The following is an 18,260-nucleotide window of genomic DNA, read 5'->3' as shown; positions in this document are numbered from 1 at the left end:
TCTCTCCTCAGAAAATAGTGCGCGCCCCATTGCCCGGGGTGCGGAACTGTCCTAAAAAACATCCTAGCCGCAGCTAGGGGGTGACTACGGTGCCCAGGTCCTCGCCGCGGATGGCCCGGGTCACGTTGCCCTCGCCCTCCATGCCGAACACCACCATGGTCAGGTTGTTGTCCTTGCACATGGTCATCGCCGTCTGGTCCATCACGCGGATATCGCGGCGGAGGGCCTCGTCGTAGCTGAGGCTGTGCAGCTTCTCGGCGGTGGGGTCCTTTTTCGGGTCGGCGGTGTAGACGCCGTCGACCCCGCTCTTGGCCATCAGGACGACGTCGGCGTGCACCTCCATGGCGCGCTGCGCGGCGACGGTGTCGGTGGAGAAGTACGGGAGTCCGGCGCCGGCGCCGAAGATCACAACGCGACCCTTCTCCATGTGGCGGATGGCGCGGCGCGGGATGTAGGCCTCCGCAACCTGTCCCATGGTGATGGCGCTCTGGACGCGGGTCTCCACGCCCGCCTGCTCCAGGAAGTCCTGCAGGGCCAGGCAGTTCATGACGGTGCCGAGCATGCCCATGTAGTCGGCGCGGGAGCGGTCCATGCCGCTCTGCGAGAGTTCGGCGCCGCGGAAGAAGTTYCCGCCGCCGACGACGATCGCGACCTCGACGTCGGGCACAGCGGCCGCGATCTGCTTGGCGACCCCGCGGACAGTGTCCGGGTCAACGCCCAGTTTGCCGCCGCCGAAAACCTCGCCGGACAGCTTCAGGAGCACGCGGCGCCTGGTCTTCTTTGGCTGGGCTGAATTGTTGACGGTTTCCATGGTGCCTTCCCGTTGGTGAGCTTTGAAAAGATTATCGTGCCGGGGACCAAAGGCTGCATTCCGCCCCGGGCCAGCGTTCCCGGGTGCATGCAAAAGGGGTGGCCACCGCAGTGACCACCCCCTCAGCGTGTCCTACTTAGGAACCGACGCGGAAACGCGTGAAACCGGTTGCCTTGACGCCGGCCTCTTCGAGGACCTGGGCGACAGACTTCTTGGCATCCTTGGCGAATGCCTGGTCAACGAGGACCTCGCCCTTGTAGAAGCCCGTCACGCGGCCTTCCACAATCTTGGTCATCGCAGCCTCGGGCTTGCCCTCGGCCTTGGCGGTTTCCTCGGCGATGCGGCGCTCGGACTCGACCAGCTCGGACGGAACGTCCTCGCGGGTCAGGTAGTTCGGAGCCATGGCAGCGACGTGCACGGCGACGTCGTGGGCGGCGGTGGCAGCAGCTTCGCCTTCGCCGTCAACAGCGAACAGCACGCCGACCTGGGCCGGGAGGTCCTTGGAGGTCTTGTGCAGGTACGCGTCGACCGTCGGGGCTTCGATGCGGGCGATGCGGCGGACGACAACCTTCTCGCCCAGCACTGCGCCCTCTTCGATAACAACCTCGGACAGCGGCTTGCCGTCGACCTCGGTGGCGAGCAGGGTGTCGAGGTCGGCAGCGCCGGACTCAACAGCAACGGCAAGCACCTTGTCGGCGAGCTGGATGAACTTGTCAGCCTTGGCGACGAAGTCGGTCTCGCAGTTGACCTCGATCATCACGCCGACGCCGCCGTTGACCTTGGCAGCAACCAGGCCTTCAGCGGTGGAGCGGCCTTCGCGCTTGGTGGCGCCCTTGAGGCCCTTGATGCGGATGATTTCGATGGCCTTCTCGGCGTCACCGTTGGCTTCGTCAAGAGCCTTCTTGACATCCATCATGCCGGCGCCGGTGCGCTCGCGCAGAGCCTTGATATCAGCGGCAGTGTAGTTCGCCATGTGAACCCCTCTGTCTAGAAATTTATGTGGTGTACGGACCAACAGGACGGCTGCTCACCCAGTGAGCAGCCATCCTGTCGGTACCCCTTGCGCTGCAGGCAACTGCCTGAAGCGGGCGGGGAGATCCAGATTTATTTGTCTGACTACTTGGCTTCGTCGGCGGCCGGAGCAGCTTCGGCGGCCGGGGCAGCCTCGGTTGCTTCCGGAGCGGCAGCTTCAGCGGCGGCCGGAGCGGCAGCCTCTTCAGCCTTGCTGCCTTCGAGGAGCTCGCGCTCCCACTCGGCCAGCGGCTCTTCCGGGGCTTCCGTGGTGCCGGTGGCGCGCTGGTTGCGGGCGATGAGGCCCTCAGCAACGGCGTCGGCGACAACGCGGGTCAGCAGGTTGACGGAGCGGATGGCGTCGTCGTTGCCCGGGATCGGGAAATCGACTTCGTCCGGATCGCAGTTGGTGTCCAGGATGGCAACAACCGGGATGTTCAGCTTCTTGGCCTCGTCAACGGCGAGGTGTTCCTTCTTGGTGTCGACAACCCAGAGGAGCGAAGGCGCCTTGGTCAGGTTGCGGATACCACCGAGGTTGGTTTCCAGCTTGGTCAGCTCGCGGCGGAGAAGCAGCAGTTCCTTCTTGGTGTAAGCGGAACCGGCGACGTCGTCGAAGTCGATCTCTTCGAGTTCCTTCATGCGCTGGATGCGCTTGGAAACCGTCTGGAAGTTGGTCAGCATACCGCCGAGCCAACGCTGGTTGACGTACGGCTGGCCGACGCGGGTGGCCTGCTCGGCAATAGCTTCCTGTGCCTGCTTCTTGGTGCCGACGAAGAGAACGGTGCCGCCGTGTGCAACGGTGGCCTTTACGAACTCGTAGGCACGGTCGATGTAGGACAGCGACTGCTGGAGGTCAATGATGTAGATGCCGTTGCGCTCCGTGAAGATGAAACGCTTCATCTTCGGGTTCCAACGACGGGTCTGGTGTCCAAAGTGGACGCCGCTGTCAAGCAGCTGGCGCATAGTTACGACGGGCATGCCGACGCTCCTTCCGGCAGGTCATTCATGAGAGAGCCCATGGACCCTCTTACCCTGCCAATAGTTGACGGTTGATTAGCAACACCCAGGCGGGTGTTCCTCCTGGCATCCACCGCACCCCTCATCCAGGCCTAGGCCGGACCGTAAGAGGCGCAGTCCTCCACACCCGGAAGCCGGGCTTCGGATAGGGAGGGCTGGATACGCGTAGTCAGCCACTGCTCCCGCACTCCTGAATGAGACGTGCTGCCCGGCCACGCACACGGATCATCGGAATGAACCATCGGAGTGGCATAAGGCATGAGGGCACAGCAAACTGCTCCACCAAGTGTACTACAGCGCACCCGCACTCAGGGACCGTTTAGGGGCCCTCCCGGGGCTGCGGGAAGGAGGCTCGAGGGGAATCCACATAGCGGCGTCGCGGGCTTCTCGGCCGGCGGGGACCGCGGCAGGCTGGCGGCATGAGGATACCCGCACTTCCGGCAGCGCTGCTGCTCGTTTTGGCCCTGGCGACGCCGGCCGCGGCGCCCGCACGGGCAGCGGCGCCCGCACGGGCAGCGGCGCCCGCACTGGCAGGCACCGCGGTTCCCGCCGGGGGATGGACCTGGCCCCTCTCCCCCAGGCCGGCGGTGCTGCGGGCGTTCGATCCGCCGGACCGGCCCTGGCTGAGCGGGCACCGGGGCGTGGATCTGCAGGCGGCGTCCGACGGCGCCGCGGTCACCGCACCGGCCTCGGGCACGGTCAGCTTCGTCGGTTTTGTGGTGGACCGGCCGGTGGTCACGATCGACCACGGCGGCGGGCTGCGGAGCAGTTTCGAACCCGTTTCCAGCAACCTTCACCCCGGCGAGGCCGTGGTCCGCGGGGCTGTGGTGGGACGTTCACTGCCCGGCCATTGTGGCGGTACACCGTGCATCCACTGGGGCGTGCGGCGCGGGGAGGACTACGTCAACCCGCTGGCCTTCGTGATGGACCTGCGGCCCTCCATCCTGCTGCCGCCCGTACGACCCGGTGACGGGCTGGGGGGCTCGGGATGAAGGGCCGCAGTGGTGCCGCGTCAGGCCGGGGCATCGCCGCCGGCCGGCGGGGCCTAGACGATGGCCGAAATGCCCGTGATGGCCCGGCCGGTGACGAGGGTGTTGATCTCGTGGGTGCCCTCGTAGGAGTAGATCGCCTCGGCGTCGGAGAAGACCTTGGCCATCTCGTAGTCCGTGACGATCCCGTTGCCGCCAAGCAGGCTTCGGCCGATGGCGACGCTTTCGCGCATTCGGGCCGTGGTGAACGCCTTGGCGAGGGCGGACTGTTCGTCCTTGGCCTCGCCGGCGTCCTCGAGCTGGGAGAGGCGGACCATCATGCCCATCGAGCTGACGGCGTTGCCCAGTATCTGCACCAGCTGGTGCTGGACCAGCTGGAAGGAAGCGATCGGACGGCCGAACTGGCTGCGCTCGACGGCGTAGCGGCGGGCGACGTCGAAAGCGGCGAGCTGCTGGCCCACGGCCTGCCACGCAACGGCCAGCCGGGTGACCTTGAGGACCTTGTTGGTGTCGCGGAAGCTGTTGGCGTTGGCCAGTTTGAAGAAGTCCGGGACCACAACGTTGCTGAGGGTGATGTCAGCGTTCTGGACGGTGCGCAGCGAGATCTTGTTTTCGATCTTCGTGGCGCTGAAGCCCTCGGTCTTGGTGTCCACGAGGAAGCCCTTGACCTGGTTGTCGGCCAGGTCCCGGGCGTAGATGACTACCCAGTCGGAGAAGGTGGCGTTCCCGATCCAGCGCTTGGCGCCGTTGAGGATCCAGCTGTCGCCCTCCCGCCGGGCGGTGGTGCGGGTGCCGCCGGCGACGTCGGAGCCACCCAGAGGCTCGGTCAGGCCGAACGCGCCGATCTTCTTCAGGGAGTAGATATCCGGCAGCCAGGCCTCCTGCTGCTCCTGGGAGGCGAGGGCCTCGATGGAACCGGTGAACAGCCCGTCATGCACGCCCATGAAGGTCGCGATCGAGGTGTCGGCGCGGGTGGCCTCGGCGTGGAGGATGCCGGCGAAGAGGTTGGAGTAGCCCTGGCGGCGGACCGGGCTGACCAGGTCGATCTCTGCCAGCTTAGGGATCAGCTCCATGGGGAATTCCCCGCGGTTCCAGCAGTCCACGGCGATCGGCTTCACCTCGCGGGCCATGAACTCCCGCACCTCCGCCAGCCGGTCCTGCTCCTTGCCGCTGAGCAGCTGCTCGAAAGCGAAGAAGTCGCCGTCCGCGTAGGGGAGGTTGTTGATGTCGATTGCAGCTTTGGACATGTTGTTCCTTCACTCGTGATCAGCAGTGATCAAAAGGGTACGGCGTCACGCCGCATTAAGTTACTCACCAGTAACATATCGCAGGTTCGGACCTGCTGGCAAGTATCTGGCTGCCTGTTTCGGGGCACAAAAAAGGGCCGCAGCCTGCGCATGCGCGCCTGCTGCGGCCCCGCCGGCCGGGGTGGGTCCGGTGCATCCGGATTGTTGTAGGGCTACTCGGACTTGAACCGAGGACCTTAGGATTATGAGTCCCGCGCTCTAACCAGCTGAGCTATAGCCCCGTGGGCCCGGCGACCCCGGACCCGTGGCGGGCCGGAGTGATCCGGGCAAAAACACTCTAGCAATAGTAGACGGCCCGGCCCGGGCACTAGCGCCGGGATGCGTCGGGCCGCCCCGCCGTTCGCCTAGACGACGAGGTCGTCGTAGCTGGCCCCGCGGTAGATGTCTTCGAAGGTCTGCAGCGTGCGCCCGAGGCTGTGGCTTTCCACCATGCTGCGGCTCGCCTTGCCCATGGCCGCCTGTTCGTCCGCCGGCAGCGACAGCACGCTTTCGATCTTCGCGGCGAGGTCGCTGCTGTCGTTCGGCGTGAAGAGGTAGCCGTTCTCGCCGTCGCGCACCAGGTGCGGAAGCGCCATGGCATCGGCCAGCACCACGGGGGTGGACGCGGACATCGCCTCGAGGGTGACAAGGGACTGCAGTTCAGCTGTGCCGGGCATGCAGAACAGGTCCGCGCTGAGGTAGGCCCGGCGGAGCTCTTCATCGCTGGCCAGTCCGAGGAACTTCACCCGGTCCTTGAGGCCGAGCCGGTCAACCTGCGCTTCGAGCGCGGGCCGCACCTCGCCGCCGCCGACAATCTCCAGGTGGACGTCCAGGCTGGCCGGCGTTTTGGATACGGCATCGATCAGGACGTCGATGTGCTTCTCTTCGGCGAGGCGGCCGACGAACAGGACAGTGGGGCTGGAGTGCCTGGTTGCCTCCTCGCCGGGCAGCAGCTCGTACGCCGCGGCATCGATTCCGTTGGACAGCGGCAGGACCTTGCGGAGGAAGGCGTGCTGGTGCATGGCTTTGGCGGCGAGCGGCGTCGGGGTCGTCACGACGTCGGCCTGGCCCATCACCTTGCCCATGTCCCGCCAGGAGACGCGGCCCACGATGTCCTTGAACCACTGCGGGAAGGGCAGGAACGGGTTCAGGTTCTCCGGCATAAAGTGGTTGGTCGCAACAATGCGGATGCCGCGCCGGACAGCCTCGTACAGGACGTGCTCGCCAATCATGTAGTGGCTCTGGATGTGCACTACGTCCGGCTGGATCCGGTCAAACAGCAGCCCGATTTCCTTCTTGATCTCCCATGGGAACGTGATCCGGAAGTATTCGTGGGTCGGCACGGAGTGGGAGCGCAGGCGGTGCACGGTGGCCTCGTCGCGGAACTCGCTGTAGCTCTTTCCCTTGCTGGCGCGGCAGGCGAGGACATGGACGTCGTGCCCGCGGCCGGTCATGCCCTTGGCCAGCCGGTAGCCGAACTGCGCGGCACCGTTGACGTCCGGCGGATACGTGTCGGCCGCAATCAGGATGGTCAGCGGTTTGTCGGGGTGGTCGTTCACGGGCATGGTCACGGGGAGGGCTCCTGGTGGTCACGGGGCGGTCAGCGGGGCTGGTGAGGCCCGCTGGCCGTCGGTGCAGGCGCCGGGCCTGCGCCTGAAGTCTGTGGCGCCGCCCCTAGGACAGCCGACCCGCGGCCTTGCGCGCGTCCTTCTTGCGCTTGGTGACCTCGGGGTGGTGCCGGGAAAGGGCGATCACTCCCACGATAGCAAGGAGAGCGGCCGCGCCCATGGCAATCGCCGTCACGGCGTGGACGTCGGAGCGCAGTTCGCCCAGGATCACGATGCCGATCGCGATGCCGATGATCGGGTCGATGACGGTCAGGCCGGCAATCACCAGGTCCGGCGGCCCGCCGGAGTAGGCACTCTGCACAAACCAGGATCCCAGGCCGCCGGCCGCGAGGATGGCCACCAGGGTGTACCACTGGACGTTGAGCAGGAACTGCCCGTTGGGGTCGAGCAGGTGCTTGCCTATGATGCGCGTCAGGACGGCCACGAAGCCGAACAGCACACCTGCTCCGAGGATGTAGACGAAGGCGCTCATCCGGTGTTTGAAGAGCACGGCCAGTGTTCCGAAAAGGCCCACAGCCAATGCGAGCAGGAGCACGATGGTGAGTTCATCCGTGGCGCTGACGTGGTGGTTTTCCTGCGTGACATTGACGGCCAGCACCACAAAGAGGGCGGAGCCGGTCACACAGGCGCTGATGGCCACCACTGTGGCCCGGTTCATGCTGAGTCCCTGGTCCTTGGCGTTGATGACGGTGGTGATGACCAGGGCTATCGCCCCGATCGGCTGGACCACAGTCAGCGGTGCCGACACCAGTGCGACGGCGTTCATCGCCGTTCCGGTGCACAGAAGCAACAAGCCCAGGACCCAGCGCGGGTTACGGAGCAGGCGGAGAAAACCGTGGGAGCTGAGGGCGAGACCGCCGGTGTCCGCTTTGACGGCGCTGCCCTGGCGCTGGGCACCAAATGCCAGGAAAAAGGCGCCAAGTACCGCCAGCACAACCGCAAGCCAGACCATCAGCGCAAACCGCCGTCGTCGGTCCCGCCGGCAGCGTTACCGGAGGAATCCCCCGCGGCGACTCCGGCTTTGCGGCTCCGGCCCTTGCGGATGATCGCCCAAAAGTAGTTGTACGCCGCAATCCAGTGCCCCACCAGGCCGAGGCCAAGGCAGATCCACGCCGCCAGGAAATAGGCGCCGGTCCCGGGGATGGGCAGCTTGGACAGCACCAGCAGCGGCGTGCCGAGCAGCAGCAGGCCCGTCCGCATTTTGCCGATCCGGCTCACGGGCAGGTCCGGGTGGCTGTGGAAGTAGAAGAGGGAGATCACGAGCAGCACCATGTCCGGGACCAGGAGAGCGGTCAGGTACCACCATTCGACGACGCCGGCGATCACCAGCGTGACCGCCACAGCGATCAGGGACAACCGGTCCGCGATGGGGTCCATGATGCGCCCGAGCTTGGACATCTGGTTGAAGCGACGGGCGATGTACCCGTCCACCCAGTCGGTGCTGCCCATCACGGCCAGGACCAATGCTGCGATGCCGTACTCCTGTTTGGCCAGCACCAGCCAGATGAACAGCGGCACGCCGAGGAAGCGCACCACTGTCAGCAGGTTGGGAAGGGTGAAGACCGCGTCGTGGTGGATCTCGGGCTGCCCGGGGCGTGCGCCAGCGCCGATGAACTTCATCTGTTCCCCCTTCCCACAGCCGGCAACGAGTTAGTGTCGGAGTTCAGGGCAGCGCCTAGCCCTTGAGGAGTCGGCGAAGCAGGAACACAAGGGCTGCCGACGACGCCGCGAGGGCGGCCAGCGGCTTCCAGCGCTTGCTGAGTTCGGCCGCGGGTCCGGTCTCCGCGGCCGGGGTGCCTGCGGTGTCGCGTGCCTTCGCCTGGGTGGCCTTGACCTGGGCGCGGAAGCCGGAGACCTTGTCATCGACGAGCTCTTTACCTTCTCCGAGCCGGTGCTGGGTGGCGGCAAGGAGTGCCTGGGCCTGCGTCTTCACGTCCAGTTCCTGGCCCAGCTCGTCGCGGACCCCGGTGAGGTGCTGGCGGCGCTGGTCGAGGCGGCGGCGCAGATCGGCTTCGGTCGGGGCCGGACCAAGATCGGGCTGCTCGGCTGCCTTCTTGGCTTCCTTTTCGGCCTTGGCCTTGGCTGCGGCCGCTTCCTTTTCAGCCTTCGCGGCCTTGGCCTGCGGAGACTTGGGGTCCAGGAGGGCGGCGTCGAACGAGGAGCCTTCCTTGGCGATGCCGAGATCGTACTTCAGGCCGCGGATGGTCTCCTCCGGGAGCAGCGGCATGGCCTTCTTGAACCGGGAGTAGCCGATGAGGCCCACAATCAGGGCGATCACCAGGAAAGCGGCGCAGACCAACAGGGCGGCGAGCCAGGCGGGCATGATCGTGGCGAGGCCCATGATGGCGGCCACGATGAGCCCGATGACCAGGAACGCGACAAAGATGAGGGCGACGGCGAAGAAGGCCGCGGCGACGCCCACCTGGATGCCTTTGCGTTTGAGCTCGGCCTTGGCGAAGGCAATCTCGTCATTGAGCTGCCGTGGCGCCAGCTTGAAGATCAGTTTCAGGGTCTTGGGCAGCGCGGAGAGACGCAGCCCGCCGCCTGTAGTGCCGGTGTGCCGTCCGCTCATCGGTTCCGCCTAACTGGTTCCATCAGTGATTCCGCTTCCGCTGGATTGCGGGGTCTGCGCAGCTTCACGCACTCCCAGGTGTCAAAACTACCATTCAGGCTCCCGACGGCGCCCCGCAGGCGGCCGGGCGGGCCGCCGTGGCGCGCGGGAAGCGGTGGGGTGGCGAGCGTTGGGGCGGCGGCGGGACGCGATGCGGCTACGCCGGGCCCGGCCTCGGCGCAGACGGAGCGCGGCCTTCGGCGTGGCTTGCCCGGAGCGGCCCTAGGATTGACCACTGTGCATACACCCACCAATCCGGGCGATTCCCTGAGCCGCCGTCGCAAGCTCCTGTACATCCTGATGCTTGGCGCCCTCACCGCCCTTGGTCCGTTCACGGTGGACCTCTACCTGCCGGCGTTTCCCGCCCTGGAGGCGAGCCTCGGAGTCACCGAGGCCGCGGTGCAGCTGACCCTGACGGGCACCACCGTCGGCTTCGCCCTCGGCCAACTGGTGGTGGGTCCGCTCAGCGACAAGTTCGGCCGCCGGCTGCCGCTGATTCTGGCCACCGCGGTGCACATCGGAGCTTCCCTCGGCGCCGCGCTGTCCACTGATATCGCCACCCTCGGCCTGTTCCGAGTCCTCATGGGCATCGGAGCCGCCGGCGGCGGCGTGGTGGCCATGGCAATGGTCCGGGACCTCTTCAGCGGCTACGCCATGGTCCGGATGTTTTCGCGCATGGCGCTGGTCAACGGACTGGCCCCCATCCTCGCGCCGGTCATTGGCTCCCAACTGTTGCTGCTGATGCCGTGGCCCGGGATCTTCTTCTTCCTTGCCGGCTACGGGACCTGCGTGATCATCGCGGCGCTGTTTGTGGTCCGTGAAACCCTTCCGCGCGAACTTCGGGGCACCACCGGAATGACTGCCCGCCAGCGATACGGCGTCCTGTTCGCCGACCGGATCTTCGTGGGCCTGCTGTTGCTGGGCGGGTTGAACTTCGGCGGCCTCTTTACGTACCTGTCGGCGTCGCCGTTCCTGTTCCAGGGGCTGTTCCGGTTCTCCCCGCAGCAGTACGGCCTGCTGTTCGGGATAAATTCGCTTGGCATCGTTGCCGGTGTGCAGACCAGCTCACGCCTGATCAAGCGCGTCCCGCCGCAGTGGATCCTGGCCTGCTCGACGGCCTGGATGTTCACGATGGCGGTACTGATCCTGGTCTTCGACCGGCTCGGCTTCGGCCTGTGGGGGGTCATGGTCCCGCTCTGGCTGTACATCCTGGGGACCGGGTTCACGTTCCCCTGCGTGCAGGTCCTGGCACTGGCCAAGCACGGCGCACAGGCCGGCACGGCGGCATCCCTCCTGGGGGCCGCGACCTTCCTCATGGCCGGCATCATCTCTCCGGTGGTCGGCTGGCTGGGCCTCGGCTCGGCGACCCCGATGGGAGCCGTCCAGGCGTGCTGCATCCTGCTGGCCGCCGGATCCCTCTGGTTCATCGTCCGGCCCCGGACAGTGCCCTCAATCCACTAGCCCGAGCCCGTCCGGCACTCCCACCTGCCGACCCCAGGGATGGACATGCCCATCGGTGGCCGCGGAGGCAGGACATGCGCCGCGGGCTGCGTGGAATCCGGATGGACATGCCCATCGGTGGTCTCCACGAACCAACATGTCCATCCCTAACCGCGGCCACACGACATGCCCACTCCCGCGAATGGACATGCCCATCGGCCGCCCTTCTCCGACGCACATGTCCATCCTTGAACTTGGAGACAGGACATGCTCCCTCAGCCGGATGGACATGCTCACCCCCGGCTCCCAGCACTGGACATAATCCGAATATGTCCAACCGCTAGCCCCGCGAACGGACATGTCCATCCGGGGCCTCGGAAACGGGGCATGTCCATCCGTGGCCTCGGAAACAGGACATGTCCACACTCCGGGTGGGTCGGGCTACCCTGTTCCCGGCCTGCGGCTGGCGATAAAGTTGTTGTGTGCCTGACTGGCAGGACCCGCCTCCCCTTCCGGCCACGTGGCAGCGGTGCGACGACGGTATTCTGCCTCTGTGGTGGGACCGGCTGTGCTCGCAGACCAGTCCCCAGTCGGCGGCCCTCTACGCGGCCGGGTTGTTCACCGACGACCGGCGTCGGCCCATTGCACAGTGGTACAACCCGGCGTACGACTCGGCCCTCCTGGTGGCGCCCGAGACATCCCGGGAATGGCCGGTTCAGCGCTTTGGCATTTTCTACGCGCCGCCACGGGGTGGCTTCACCCGGGTGCACTCCTCGGCCCATGAATGGCATCCGCGTGAACCCCGTCAGTCCCCCACCGAGGCCGAAGCCTTCCAGGCGGCTGTAGCCGAGGCGGAGCGCTTCCTGCAGGTCGAAATGTATTTCGTCTGAGGCTCGGCGCCACCAGCGTTCACGGTGCCGCAGCAGGTTCCGGGCAGGCGGCTCAGCGGCAGCCCGGCCAAAGTCCAAGCCAAGAAAAAAGGCCCCGCAGCCGGTTATTCACCGGCCGCGGAGCCTGTCCGCTCCTCCTGCTGGACTTGAACCAGCAACCCTTCGATTAACAGTCGAATGCTCTGCCAATTGAGCTAAGGAGGAATGAAGCAGGTATGACATTAGCAAAGGTTTCACCGCGAGGGAAATCGGCGGGGCCGGACGTCCTGACCACACTGCCCGGCTGCCACAGATACCCCCTCCGGGTATACAAAAAGTCCCCGTTCCGGTGACCCGGAACGGGGACTGTGCGCTCCTCCTGCTGGACTTGAACCAGCAACCCTTCGATTAACAGTCGAATGCTCTGCCAATTGAGCTAAGGAGGAATGAAGCGGATATAAGCCTAGCAAACACCCTGCCGGGAAGCGAAATTGACCCCGCCCGATCCCCACCGGACTGCCCCGCCGCCCACCGGCATCGGCCCCAAACCGGCACGGGCAAGCACCAGCGTCAACGCGGCGGGCTCACCCGTCCATCCGAAGCGAGCGCCGCTGCATCTCCAGTTCCATGAGTTCACGGTTCAGTCGCTGGAACGCCTCTGGGTCCGCCGAGGCGTCCAGGCGCTGGAGCTGGCCCATCTTGTCCGCCTTGACGCGGGTGATCTGGAGCTCGAACAGCCGGGCAAGAATATCGCGGCAGTACCGCTGGACAGCCTCGGCCGTACTTGCCGGCAGGGGCACGACGGCGAGTTCAGACACGAGGGGCCGCAACGGCTCCGGCACTTCCTGCAGCAGCAGCTCCACCCACCGGGCGGGGTCGCCGATGGCTCCCGGGCCGGTGGCGCGGATGGCCTCGTGGATGGCCAGGTAGGCCGGCGTGGAGAACCGGGCCTCCGAGAAGCGCTCCCACGTTGCACCCTCAAGGATGGCAGGCTCCTGCAGGACGACCTCAAGGGCCTGGCGTTCCATCGCGGCCACGGGGTCCCGCGGGTCCGGCCGGTTGAAGGCAGGAAGCGCGGCCAACGGCGGCAGCGGCGCCAGGCCGGGCGCCGAACCGGGGCCCGTGCCGCCAGGGCGGCCCGCGTACTGGCCGGAGTTCGGACCAGGGTTCTGGCCGTACGCCTGCCCCGAGCCTCCGGACGGGCCCTGGGCCTGGCGTTTGGCTGCAGCGCCCACGGCGCGGCTGACTTCCTCGACCGGCATACCCAGCCAGCCGGCCAGTTCGCGGGCGTAGGCGGGGCGGATGCCGGCGTCGCGGATCTGCGCGACCACGGGGGCGGATTCACGCAGCGCGGCGATCCTGCCCTCGACGGTGTCCAGGTTGTGCCGCTTGAGCGCTGCGCGGATCGCGAATTCGAACAATGGACGGCGGGTGTTGATCAGGTCCCGGACGGCGGAGTCGCCCTTGGCCTGGCGCAGCTCGCAGGGGTCCGAACCGCCGGGTTCCACCGCGACGTAGGTCTGGGCCACAAAGCGCTGGTCCTCTTCGAACGCGCGCAGGGCAGCCTTCTGGCCGGCGGCGTCGCCGTCGAACGTGAAGATGACCTCTCCCCCGCTGCCGTCGTCGGACAGCAGCCGGCGGGCGATCTTGATGTGTTCGGTGCCGAACGCGGTGCCGCAGGTGGCCACCGCCGTCGTGACTCCGGCCAGGTGGCAGGCCATCACGTCGGTGTAACCCTCCACCACCACGAGCTGGCGGTCCTTGGCAATATTCCGTTTGGCGAGGTCGATGCCGTAGAGGACCTGAGATTTCTTATAGAGCGCGGTTTCCGGTGTGTTGAGGTACTTGGGGCCCTGGTCGTCCTCGTACAGCTTGCGTGCGCCGAACCCGATGGTGTCTCCGGCAATGTCGCGGATGGGCCAGATCAGCCGGCCGCGGAAACGGTCGTAGATGCCCCGGCCGCCCTCGGAGAACATGCCGGTGAGTTTGAGTTCCGCGTCGGTATAGCCGCGGCCGCGGAGGTGCTTGAGCAGCGAGTCCCAGCCCTGCGGGGCGTAGCCGACACCGAACTGTTCGGCGGCGGCGCGGTCGAAGCCGCGACCGTAGAGGAAGTTCCGGCCCTCCGTGGCGCCGGGGGTCAGCAGTTGGGCGCGGAAGAATTCGTCCGCAATTTTGTGCGCGTCGAGCAGGCGCTGGCGGCGGCCGATTTCCTCACGGTTGGGCCCGGACCCGCCGTCCTCGTAACGCAGCTCGTAGCCGATCCTGGCGGCGAGCTTTTCCACGGCTTCGTGGAAGGATGTGTGGTCCAGTTTTTGCACGAACGAGATGACGTCGCCGTCTTCGCCGCAACCGAAGCAGTGGTAGCGGCCCACCTGCGGACGCACGGTGAACGAGGGCGACCTCTCGTCGTGGAAGGGACACAGCCCCTTGAAGGAACCCAGCCCGGCGCCCTTGAGGGTCACATAGCCGTCGACGACTTCCTTGATGTCTGTACGCTGGCGTACCTCGTCGATATCTTCACGTTTGATCAGGCCGGCCACAGTGCCATCCTAGTACCCGGGTGCGACGCCGGTGGGCCGCCTATGAGCGCCGTCACCGGTGCCCGTCACCACAGCGACGGGAGGCTGCCGACAAGCCGTTCGTACATGGCCAGCGCGGAGCCGTCGGTAAGTGAGGCGACCTGGTCGATCACGACCCGCAGCCGCGCGCCGTCGTCTTCCGCGGCCCTCCAGTCGGCGGCGAACATCGGTTCCAGGTGCCGGTCGCCGCTGGCGTTCAGGGCGGTCACGAGCGCGTGCAGCACTTCGCGTTGCCGTTCGTAGATGGGCTGCCGGTGCTCGGTGGTCATCACGAAGGTGGTGGCCAGGCCCTTCATCACGGCGATTTCCATCACGGTCTCGTCCGGGACGATGAGTTCGGCGTTGTAGCGGGTCAGGTTCTCGGGACCGTAGACGGCACGGGTGGTCTCCAGCGCGCTTTGGCAGAACCGGCCAATCAGCTGGCTGGTCATGTCCTTCAGGGCCGCCATGGACTTGCGGCTACCGTCGGCCTCCCGCACCCAGACACTGGTGGATTCCAGCCGCGCCAGGGCGGCGTCGATGGCCGCGGGGTCGTTGTGCGGCAGGTACCACTGCTTGGCGTAGCCCACCACCCGTGCCCGGTGGTCCGGGTTGTCCATCCAGCGCAGCTGGAAATGCCCGGCGACGATCGCGTCCTCGACGTCGTGCACGGAGTAGGAGATGTCGTCGGCGAGGTCCATGACCTGGGCCTCAAGGCAGGAGCGGCGTTCCGGAGCGCCCTCGCGGATCCATTCGAAGATCGGCAGGTCGTCCTCATAGGCGCCGAACTTGCTGGTGCGCTGGCCGTGGATGACCGGGGCGTCCTCGGCGGACCACGGGTACTTGGCTGCGGCGTCCAGGCTGGCCCTGGTCAGGTTCAGGCCGGCGGGCCGGCCGTCCGGGGCGAGGACCTTGGGTTCGAGCCTGGTCAGCAGGCGCAGCGTCTGGGCGTTGCCTTCGAAGCCGCCGATGGCGTGCGCGACCTCGTTCAGGGCCGACTCCCCGTTGTGCCCGAAGGGCGGGTGGCCGAGGTCGTGGCTCAGGCAGGCGGTGTCCACAACGTCCGGGTCGCAGCCCAGGGCACGGCCGAGCTCGCGACCCACCTGGGCCACCTCGAGGCTGTGGGTGAGCCGGGTGCGGACGAAGTCGTCAGTGTCCGGGGCGACCACCTGGGTTTTGGCCCCGAGCCGGCGCAGCGCCGAGGAGTGCAGCACCCGGGCGCGGTCGCGTTCGAAGTCGGAGCGGTAGGTGCTCTTGGGCGGTTCCTCGACCCAGCGGGCGCAGTCGCGGTCCACGTAGCCATCGAGTACGGGCGCGGTTGTCCGGGTCTCAGCCACCGGAGACGTCCAGTTCGGCGAAGGAGATCTCGTGGGACTGCTCGGCATCGAGGCTCCGGTTGAGCAGCCAGTCCTTGGGCAGGGCCGGTTTCTTGGGCGAGCCGGCGCGGCCGCGCGGGCCCTCGGCGTCGGCGCCCGGGTACGGCGAGTCGAGGTCGAGTTCGTCGAGGGTGCTGCGGAGGACCTCGAGGCTGGTCACGAGTGCCAGCCGGTTCCGCAGCTCGCTGCCCACCACGTAGCCCTTGAGGTACCAGGCCATGTGCTTGCGGATCTCGCGGAGGGCCTTGCCCTCGTCGCCGAAGGTCTCGACCATCAGCTCGGCGTGCCGGTAGATGCTTTCGGCCACTTGGCGGAGGGCCGGGGTGTGGCGGACGTCGCTCCCCTCGAAGGCTGCCATCAGGTCGCCGAACAGCCACGGGCGGCCCTGGCAGCCGCGGCCCACGACGACGCCGTCCACCCCGGTCTCGCGCACCATCCGGACCGCGTCCTCCGCGGACCAGATGTCGCCGTTGCCGAGGACCGGAATGTCCGGGAGGGCTTCGCGCAGGCGGGCAATGGCGGACCAGTCGGCCTTGCCGGAGTAGAACTGCGCGGCGGTGCGGCCGTGCAGGGCGACGGCGGCCACGCCGGCGTCGCGGGCGATGCGGCCGGCGTCGAGGTAGGTGAGGTGGTCATCGTCAATGCCTTTACGCATCTTGATGGTCAGCGGGATGTTGCCCTTGGACGCTTCCTTCACCGCGGTCTGCACGATCGAGGTGAAGAGGTCCGTCTTCCAGGGCAGCGCGGAACCGCCGCCGCGCCGGGTCACCTTGGGCACCGGGCAGCCAAAGTTCAGGTCAATGTGGTCCGCGCGGTCCTCCTCCACCAGCATCCGGACGGCCTGGCCGACCGTCACGGGATCCACGCCGTAGAGCTGGACGGAACGGACTTTCTCGTCCTCGTCGTGCGAAATAATGCGCAGCGACTCCGGGGTGCGCTCCACGAGGGCGCGGGAGGTCACCATTTCAGCCACGTACAAACCGCCGCCGTATTCCCGGCAGAGCCTGCGGAAGGCGGAGTTGGTAATGCCCGCCATCGGGGCCAGGATCACGGGGGTGTCCACCGTGATGGGGCCCAGCTTCAGGGGCGGCAATTCCAGCTTGGGGGCGGGAGGGGTTGCTACAACAGTCACCCGACCATTGTCTCAAAGACGGGCAAATCGACGGGATCCGGCCAGGCTATGTGGAAATCGCGGCCCGTCAGGCCGCCGTCGGTCCTCAGCCGGGCAAGGCCGCACGCCGGCCACGACGGCGGCTCTCAGCACCGCTGTCCGCCACACCGACCGGCTCACGCTCCGCACCCTGGTCCCCGAGCGCGTCCCTGAGCGGCTCAGCCTCGTGCTCCCTGCCCAGACCGGCGGCGGCGGGAGCCGCTCGGCCGGCGTCGACCGCCGTTCCGCCCTTCAGTCCGGTGGCCTTGACCACGAGGACGGCGATCAGTGTGGTGACCGGGATGGCCAGGACCAGCCCGATGGATCCGACGAGCGTGCGGATGACTTCCTCGGAAAGTTCGGCGCTGGTCAGGGCGTCGCCGAGCGGGCGCTCGTAGAGCATCACGATGATCAGGATCGGCAGGGCTGCGCCCGCGTAGGCGAAGGCGATGGTGTAGACCGTGGAGGCGATGTGGTCCCGGCCGATGCGCATGGCCGCGGCGAACAGTTTCCGGGCCGAGGTTCCGGGCGCGATCTCCCACAGCTCCCACACCGCGGAGGACTGGGTGATGGTGACGTCGTTGAGCACGCCCAGGCCCGAGATGATCAGGCCGCACAGGATGATCCCGGAGATCGAGATGTGGTCGGAGACGTTGGCGAGGGTGGCGGCGTCGTGGTTGCCGACGCCGGCCAGGTTTGCCGCGTCCGTGGCCCAGGCCGCGAGCGCCGCGGTGATGCCCAGGCCGAACATGGTGCCCAGCAGCGCCGTCGAGGTCCGGGCGGTGAATCCGTGGGCGAAATACAGCACCCCGATCATAATCACTGTCGATCCGACCAGGGCCAGCAGCAGGGGCGGTTTGCCTTCCACCAGGCCGGGAAGGATAAACGCGACCAGTACGGCGTAGGCCCCGGCCAAGCCGATCAGGGCGCGCAGCCCGCGCCAGCGTGCCACTGCGATGACGACGACGGCGTAGAGGACGGCGAGCAGGATGATCGGCAGCGTCCGGACGAAGTCAACGAATACATAGGCGGGCGACCCTCCGGCTGCGGCGCCCTGGGCCTTCGAGAGGTTGAGGTAGCGGATGTTGTCGCCGACCTTAACGCCGTGCGACTTGGCGACGTCGGGGTTGATCACCACTTTGACCTGGTTGCCGCCCTTGTCCGGCTCGGTGTAGGCAAAGGTGCACTGGGAGGCCGGCGCCGGCGCGGTGCCGGCGGCCGCGCCGGGCTGTGCGGCGTTGTCCATACAGTCGCCGACGACGACGCTCCGGATGACCCCGGTGTCGAAGCTGACGCCGGGGGCCGCCGCGTAGGGGCTCGACAGCTTCAGGCCCTCCTTGCCGCCCGAGGGCCAGAGCAGGACCATGGCGACGGCGGTCAGCAGGGTCAGCGGGACCAGGACGGCCGCCAGGATCCAGTTGGCTTTCCTCCGGGCAGCGAGTTCGCGGGGCGTGGGGTCGGGGTGCCCCTGGACGGTGTGGGAGTGTCCGGTGTGGGAGTGTCCGACGCCCATC

Annotated in this window: 15 protein-coding genes and 3 tRNA genes; 3 read left to right on the top strand and 15 right to left on the bottom strand. The window is 67.1% G+C overall.

Annotated features, from left to right (window positions below; all coding sequences use genetic code 11):
- Positions 1-73: 73 nt before the first annotated feature.
- The 3 genes from pyrH to rpsB all read right to left on the bottom strand — a co-directional run bounded on the left by pyrH (position 74) and on the right by rpsB (position 2,800).
- The gene (gene pyrH / locus AC1DBE_RS13570) at positions 74-811 is read right to left on the bottom strand and encodes a UMP kinase (protein ID WP_476878719.1); all 738 of its coding nucleotides are present in this window, start codon (positions 809-811) and stop codon (positions 74-76) included.
- Between the two features lie 136 nt (positions 812-947).
- Entirely contained in the window at positions 948-1,784 is an 837-nt protein-coding gene (gene tsf / locus AC1DBE_RS13565) for a translation elongation factor Ts (protein ID WP_476903780.1), read from the bottom strand.
- A gap of 143 nt (positions 1,785-1,927) precedes the next feature.
- On the bottom strand, positions 1,928-2,800 hold the full coding sequence (gene rpsB / locus AC1DBE_RS13560; protein WP_476878717.1) for a 30S ribosomal protein S2: 873 nt from the start codon (positions 2,798-2,800) through the stop codon (positions 1,928-1,930).
- Positions 2,801-3,258: 458 nt separating this feature from the next.
- Here rpsB and AC1DBE_RS13555 point away from each other — a divergent pair, with 458 nt between their 5' ends.
- Complete coding sequence (locus tag AC1DBE_RS13555) at positions 3,259-3,831, top strand: murein hydrolase activator EnvC family protein (protein WP_476970862.1); 573 nt, start codon at positions 3,259-3,261, stop codon at positions 3,829-3,831.
- A gap of 53 nt (positions 3,832-3,884) precedes the next feature.
- Here AC1DBE_RS13555 and AC1DBE_RS13550 read toward each other — a convergent pair whose 3' ends face one another.
- The 6 genes from AC1DBE_RS13550 to AC1DBE_RS13525 form a co-directional block, all read right to left on the bottom strand.
- The gene (locus AC1DBE_RS13550; protein WP_476970861.1) at positions 3,885-5,075 is read right to left on the bottom strand and encodes an acyl-CoA dehydrogenase family protein; all 1,191 of its coding nucleotides are present in this window, start codon (positions 5,073-5,075) and stop codon (positions 3,885-3,887) included.
- A 207-nt stretch (positions 5,076-5,282) separates the two neighbouring features.
- Positions 5,283-5,356 (bottom strand) — tRNA-Ile (locus AC1DBE_RS13545).
- A gap of 123 nt (positions 5,357-5,479) precedes the next feature.
- Positions 5,480-6,679: a glycosyltransferase gene (locus AC1DBE_RS13540; protein ID WP_476970885.1), complete on the bottom strand. Its 1,200-nt coding sequence runs from the start codon at positions 6,677-6,679 to the stop codon at positions 5,480-5,482.
- 109 nt (positions 6,680-6,788) lie between these two features.
- The gene (locus AC1DBE_RS13535) at positions 6,789-7,694 is read right to left on the bottom strand and encodes a DMT family transporter (protein ID WP_476970860.1); all 906 of its coding nucleotides are present in this window, start codon (positions 7,692-7,694) and stop codon (positions 6,789-6,791) included.
- Complete coding sequence (locus AC1DBE_RS13530) at positions 7,694-8,362, bottom strand: CDP-alcohol phosphatidyltransferase family protein (RefSeq protein WP_476879279.1); 669 nt, start codon at positions 8,360-8,362, stop codon at positions 7,694-7,696. Before AC1DBE_RS13530 ends, AC1DBE_RS13535 begins: the two co-directional genes overlap by 1 nt.
- A gap of 55 nt (positions 8,363-8,417) precedes the next feature.
- Complete coding sequence (locus tag AC1DBE_RS13525; RefSeq protein ID WP_476970859.1) at positions 8,418-9,314, bottom strand: phage holin family protein; 897 nt, start codon at positions 9,312-9,314, stop codon at positions 8,418-8,420.
- A 276-nt stretch (positions 9,315-9,590) separates the two neighbouring features.
- On the opposite strand from AC1DBE_RS13525, the gene AC1DBE_RS13520 reads away from it, so the two are divergent.
- Both AC1DBE_RS13520 and AC1DBE_RS13515 read left to right on the top strand, forming a co-directional pair.
- The gene (locus AC1DBE_RS13520; RefSeq protein WP_476970858.1) at positions 9,591-10,814 is read left to right on the top strand and encodes a multidrug effflux MFS transporter; all 1,224 of its coding nucleotides are present in this window, start codon (positions 9,591-9,593) and stop codon (positions 10,812-10,814) included.
- 461 nt (positions 10,815-11,275) lie between these two features.
- Positions 11,276-11,683 (top strand): hypothetical protein, encoded by a 408-nt coding sequence (locus tag AC1DBE_RS13515; protein WP_476970857.1) that lies wholly within the window; start codon positions 11,276-11,278, stop codon positions 11,681-11,683.
- Between the two features lie 131 nt (positions 11,684-11,814).
- Here the strand turns inward: AC1DBE_RS13515 and AC1DBE_RS13510 are convergent.
- The 6 genes from AC1DBE_RS13510 to AC1DBE_RS13485 form a co-directional block, all read right to left on the bottom strand.
- A tRNA-Asn gene (locus AC1DBE_RS13510) sits at positions 11,815-11,887 on the bottom strand.
- A 148-nt stretch (positions 11,888-12,035) separates the two neighbouring features.
- Positions 12,036-12,108, bottom strand: a tRNA-Asn gene (locus tag AC1DBE_RS13505).
- Between the two features lie 138 nt (positions 12,109-12,246).
- Entirely contained in the window at positions 12,247-14,202 is a 1,956-nt protein-coding gene (gene dnaG / locus AC1DBE_RS13500; RefSeq protein ID WP_476970856.1) for a DNA primase, read from the bottom strand.
- Positions 14,203-14,267: 65 nt separating this feature from the next.
- A complete protein-coding gene (locus AC1DBE_RS13495) occupies positions 14,268-15,557 on the bottom strand; it encodes a deoxyguanosinetriphosphate triphosphohydrolase (RefSeq protein ID WP_476879274.1) in 1,290 nt (429 codons plus the stop codon).
- The gene (dusB, locus tag AC1DBE_RS13490; protein ID WP_476879273.1) at positions 15,550-16,728 is read right to left on the bottom strand and encodes a tRNA dihydrouridine synthase DusB; all 1,179 of its coding nucleotides are present in this window, start codon (positions 16,726-16,728) and stop codon (positions 15,550-15,552) included. The genes AC1DBE_RS13495 and dusB overlap by 8 nt, the downstream gene beginning before the upstream one ends.
- A gap of 85 nt (positions 16,729-16,813) precedes the next feature.
- On the bottom strand, positions 16,814-18,259 hold the full coding sequence (locus AC1DBE_RS13485) for a YibE/F family protein (protein ID WP_476970855.1): 1,446 nt from the start codon (positions 18,257-18,259) through the stop codon (positions 16,814-16,816).
- Position 18,260 lies beyond the last annotated feature (1 nt).

Source organism: Arthrobacter sp. 10T416, from assembly GCF_056394165.1.
The sequence above is the reverse complement of the archived record's forward strand: the minus strand, read 5'-3'. Positions and strand labels throughout refer to the sequence as shown.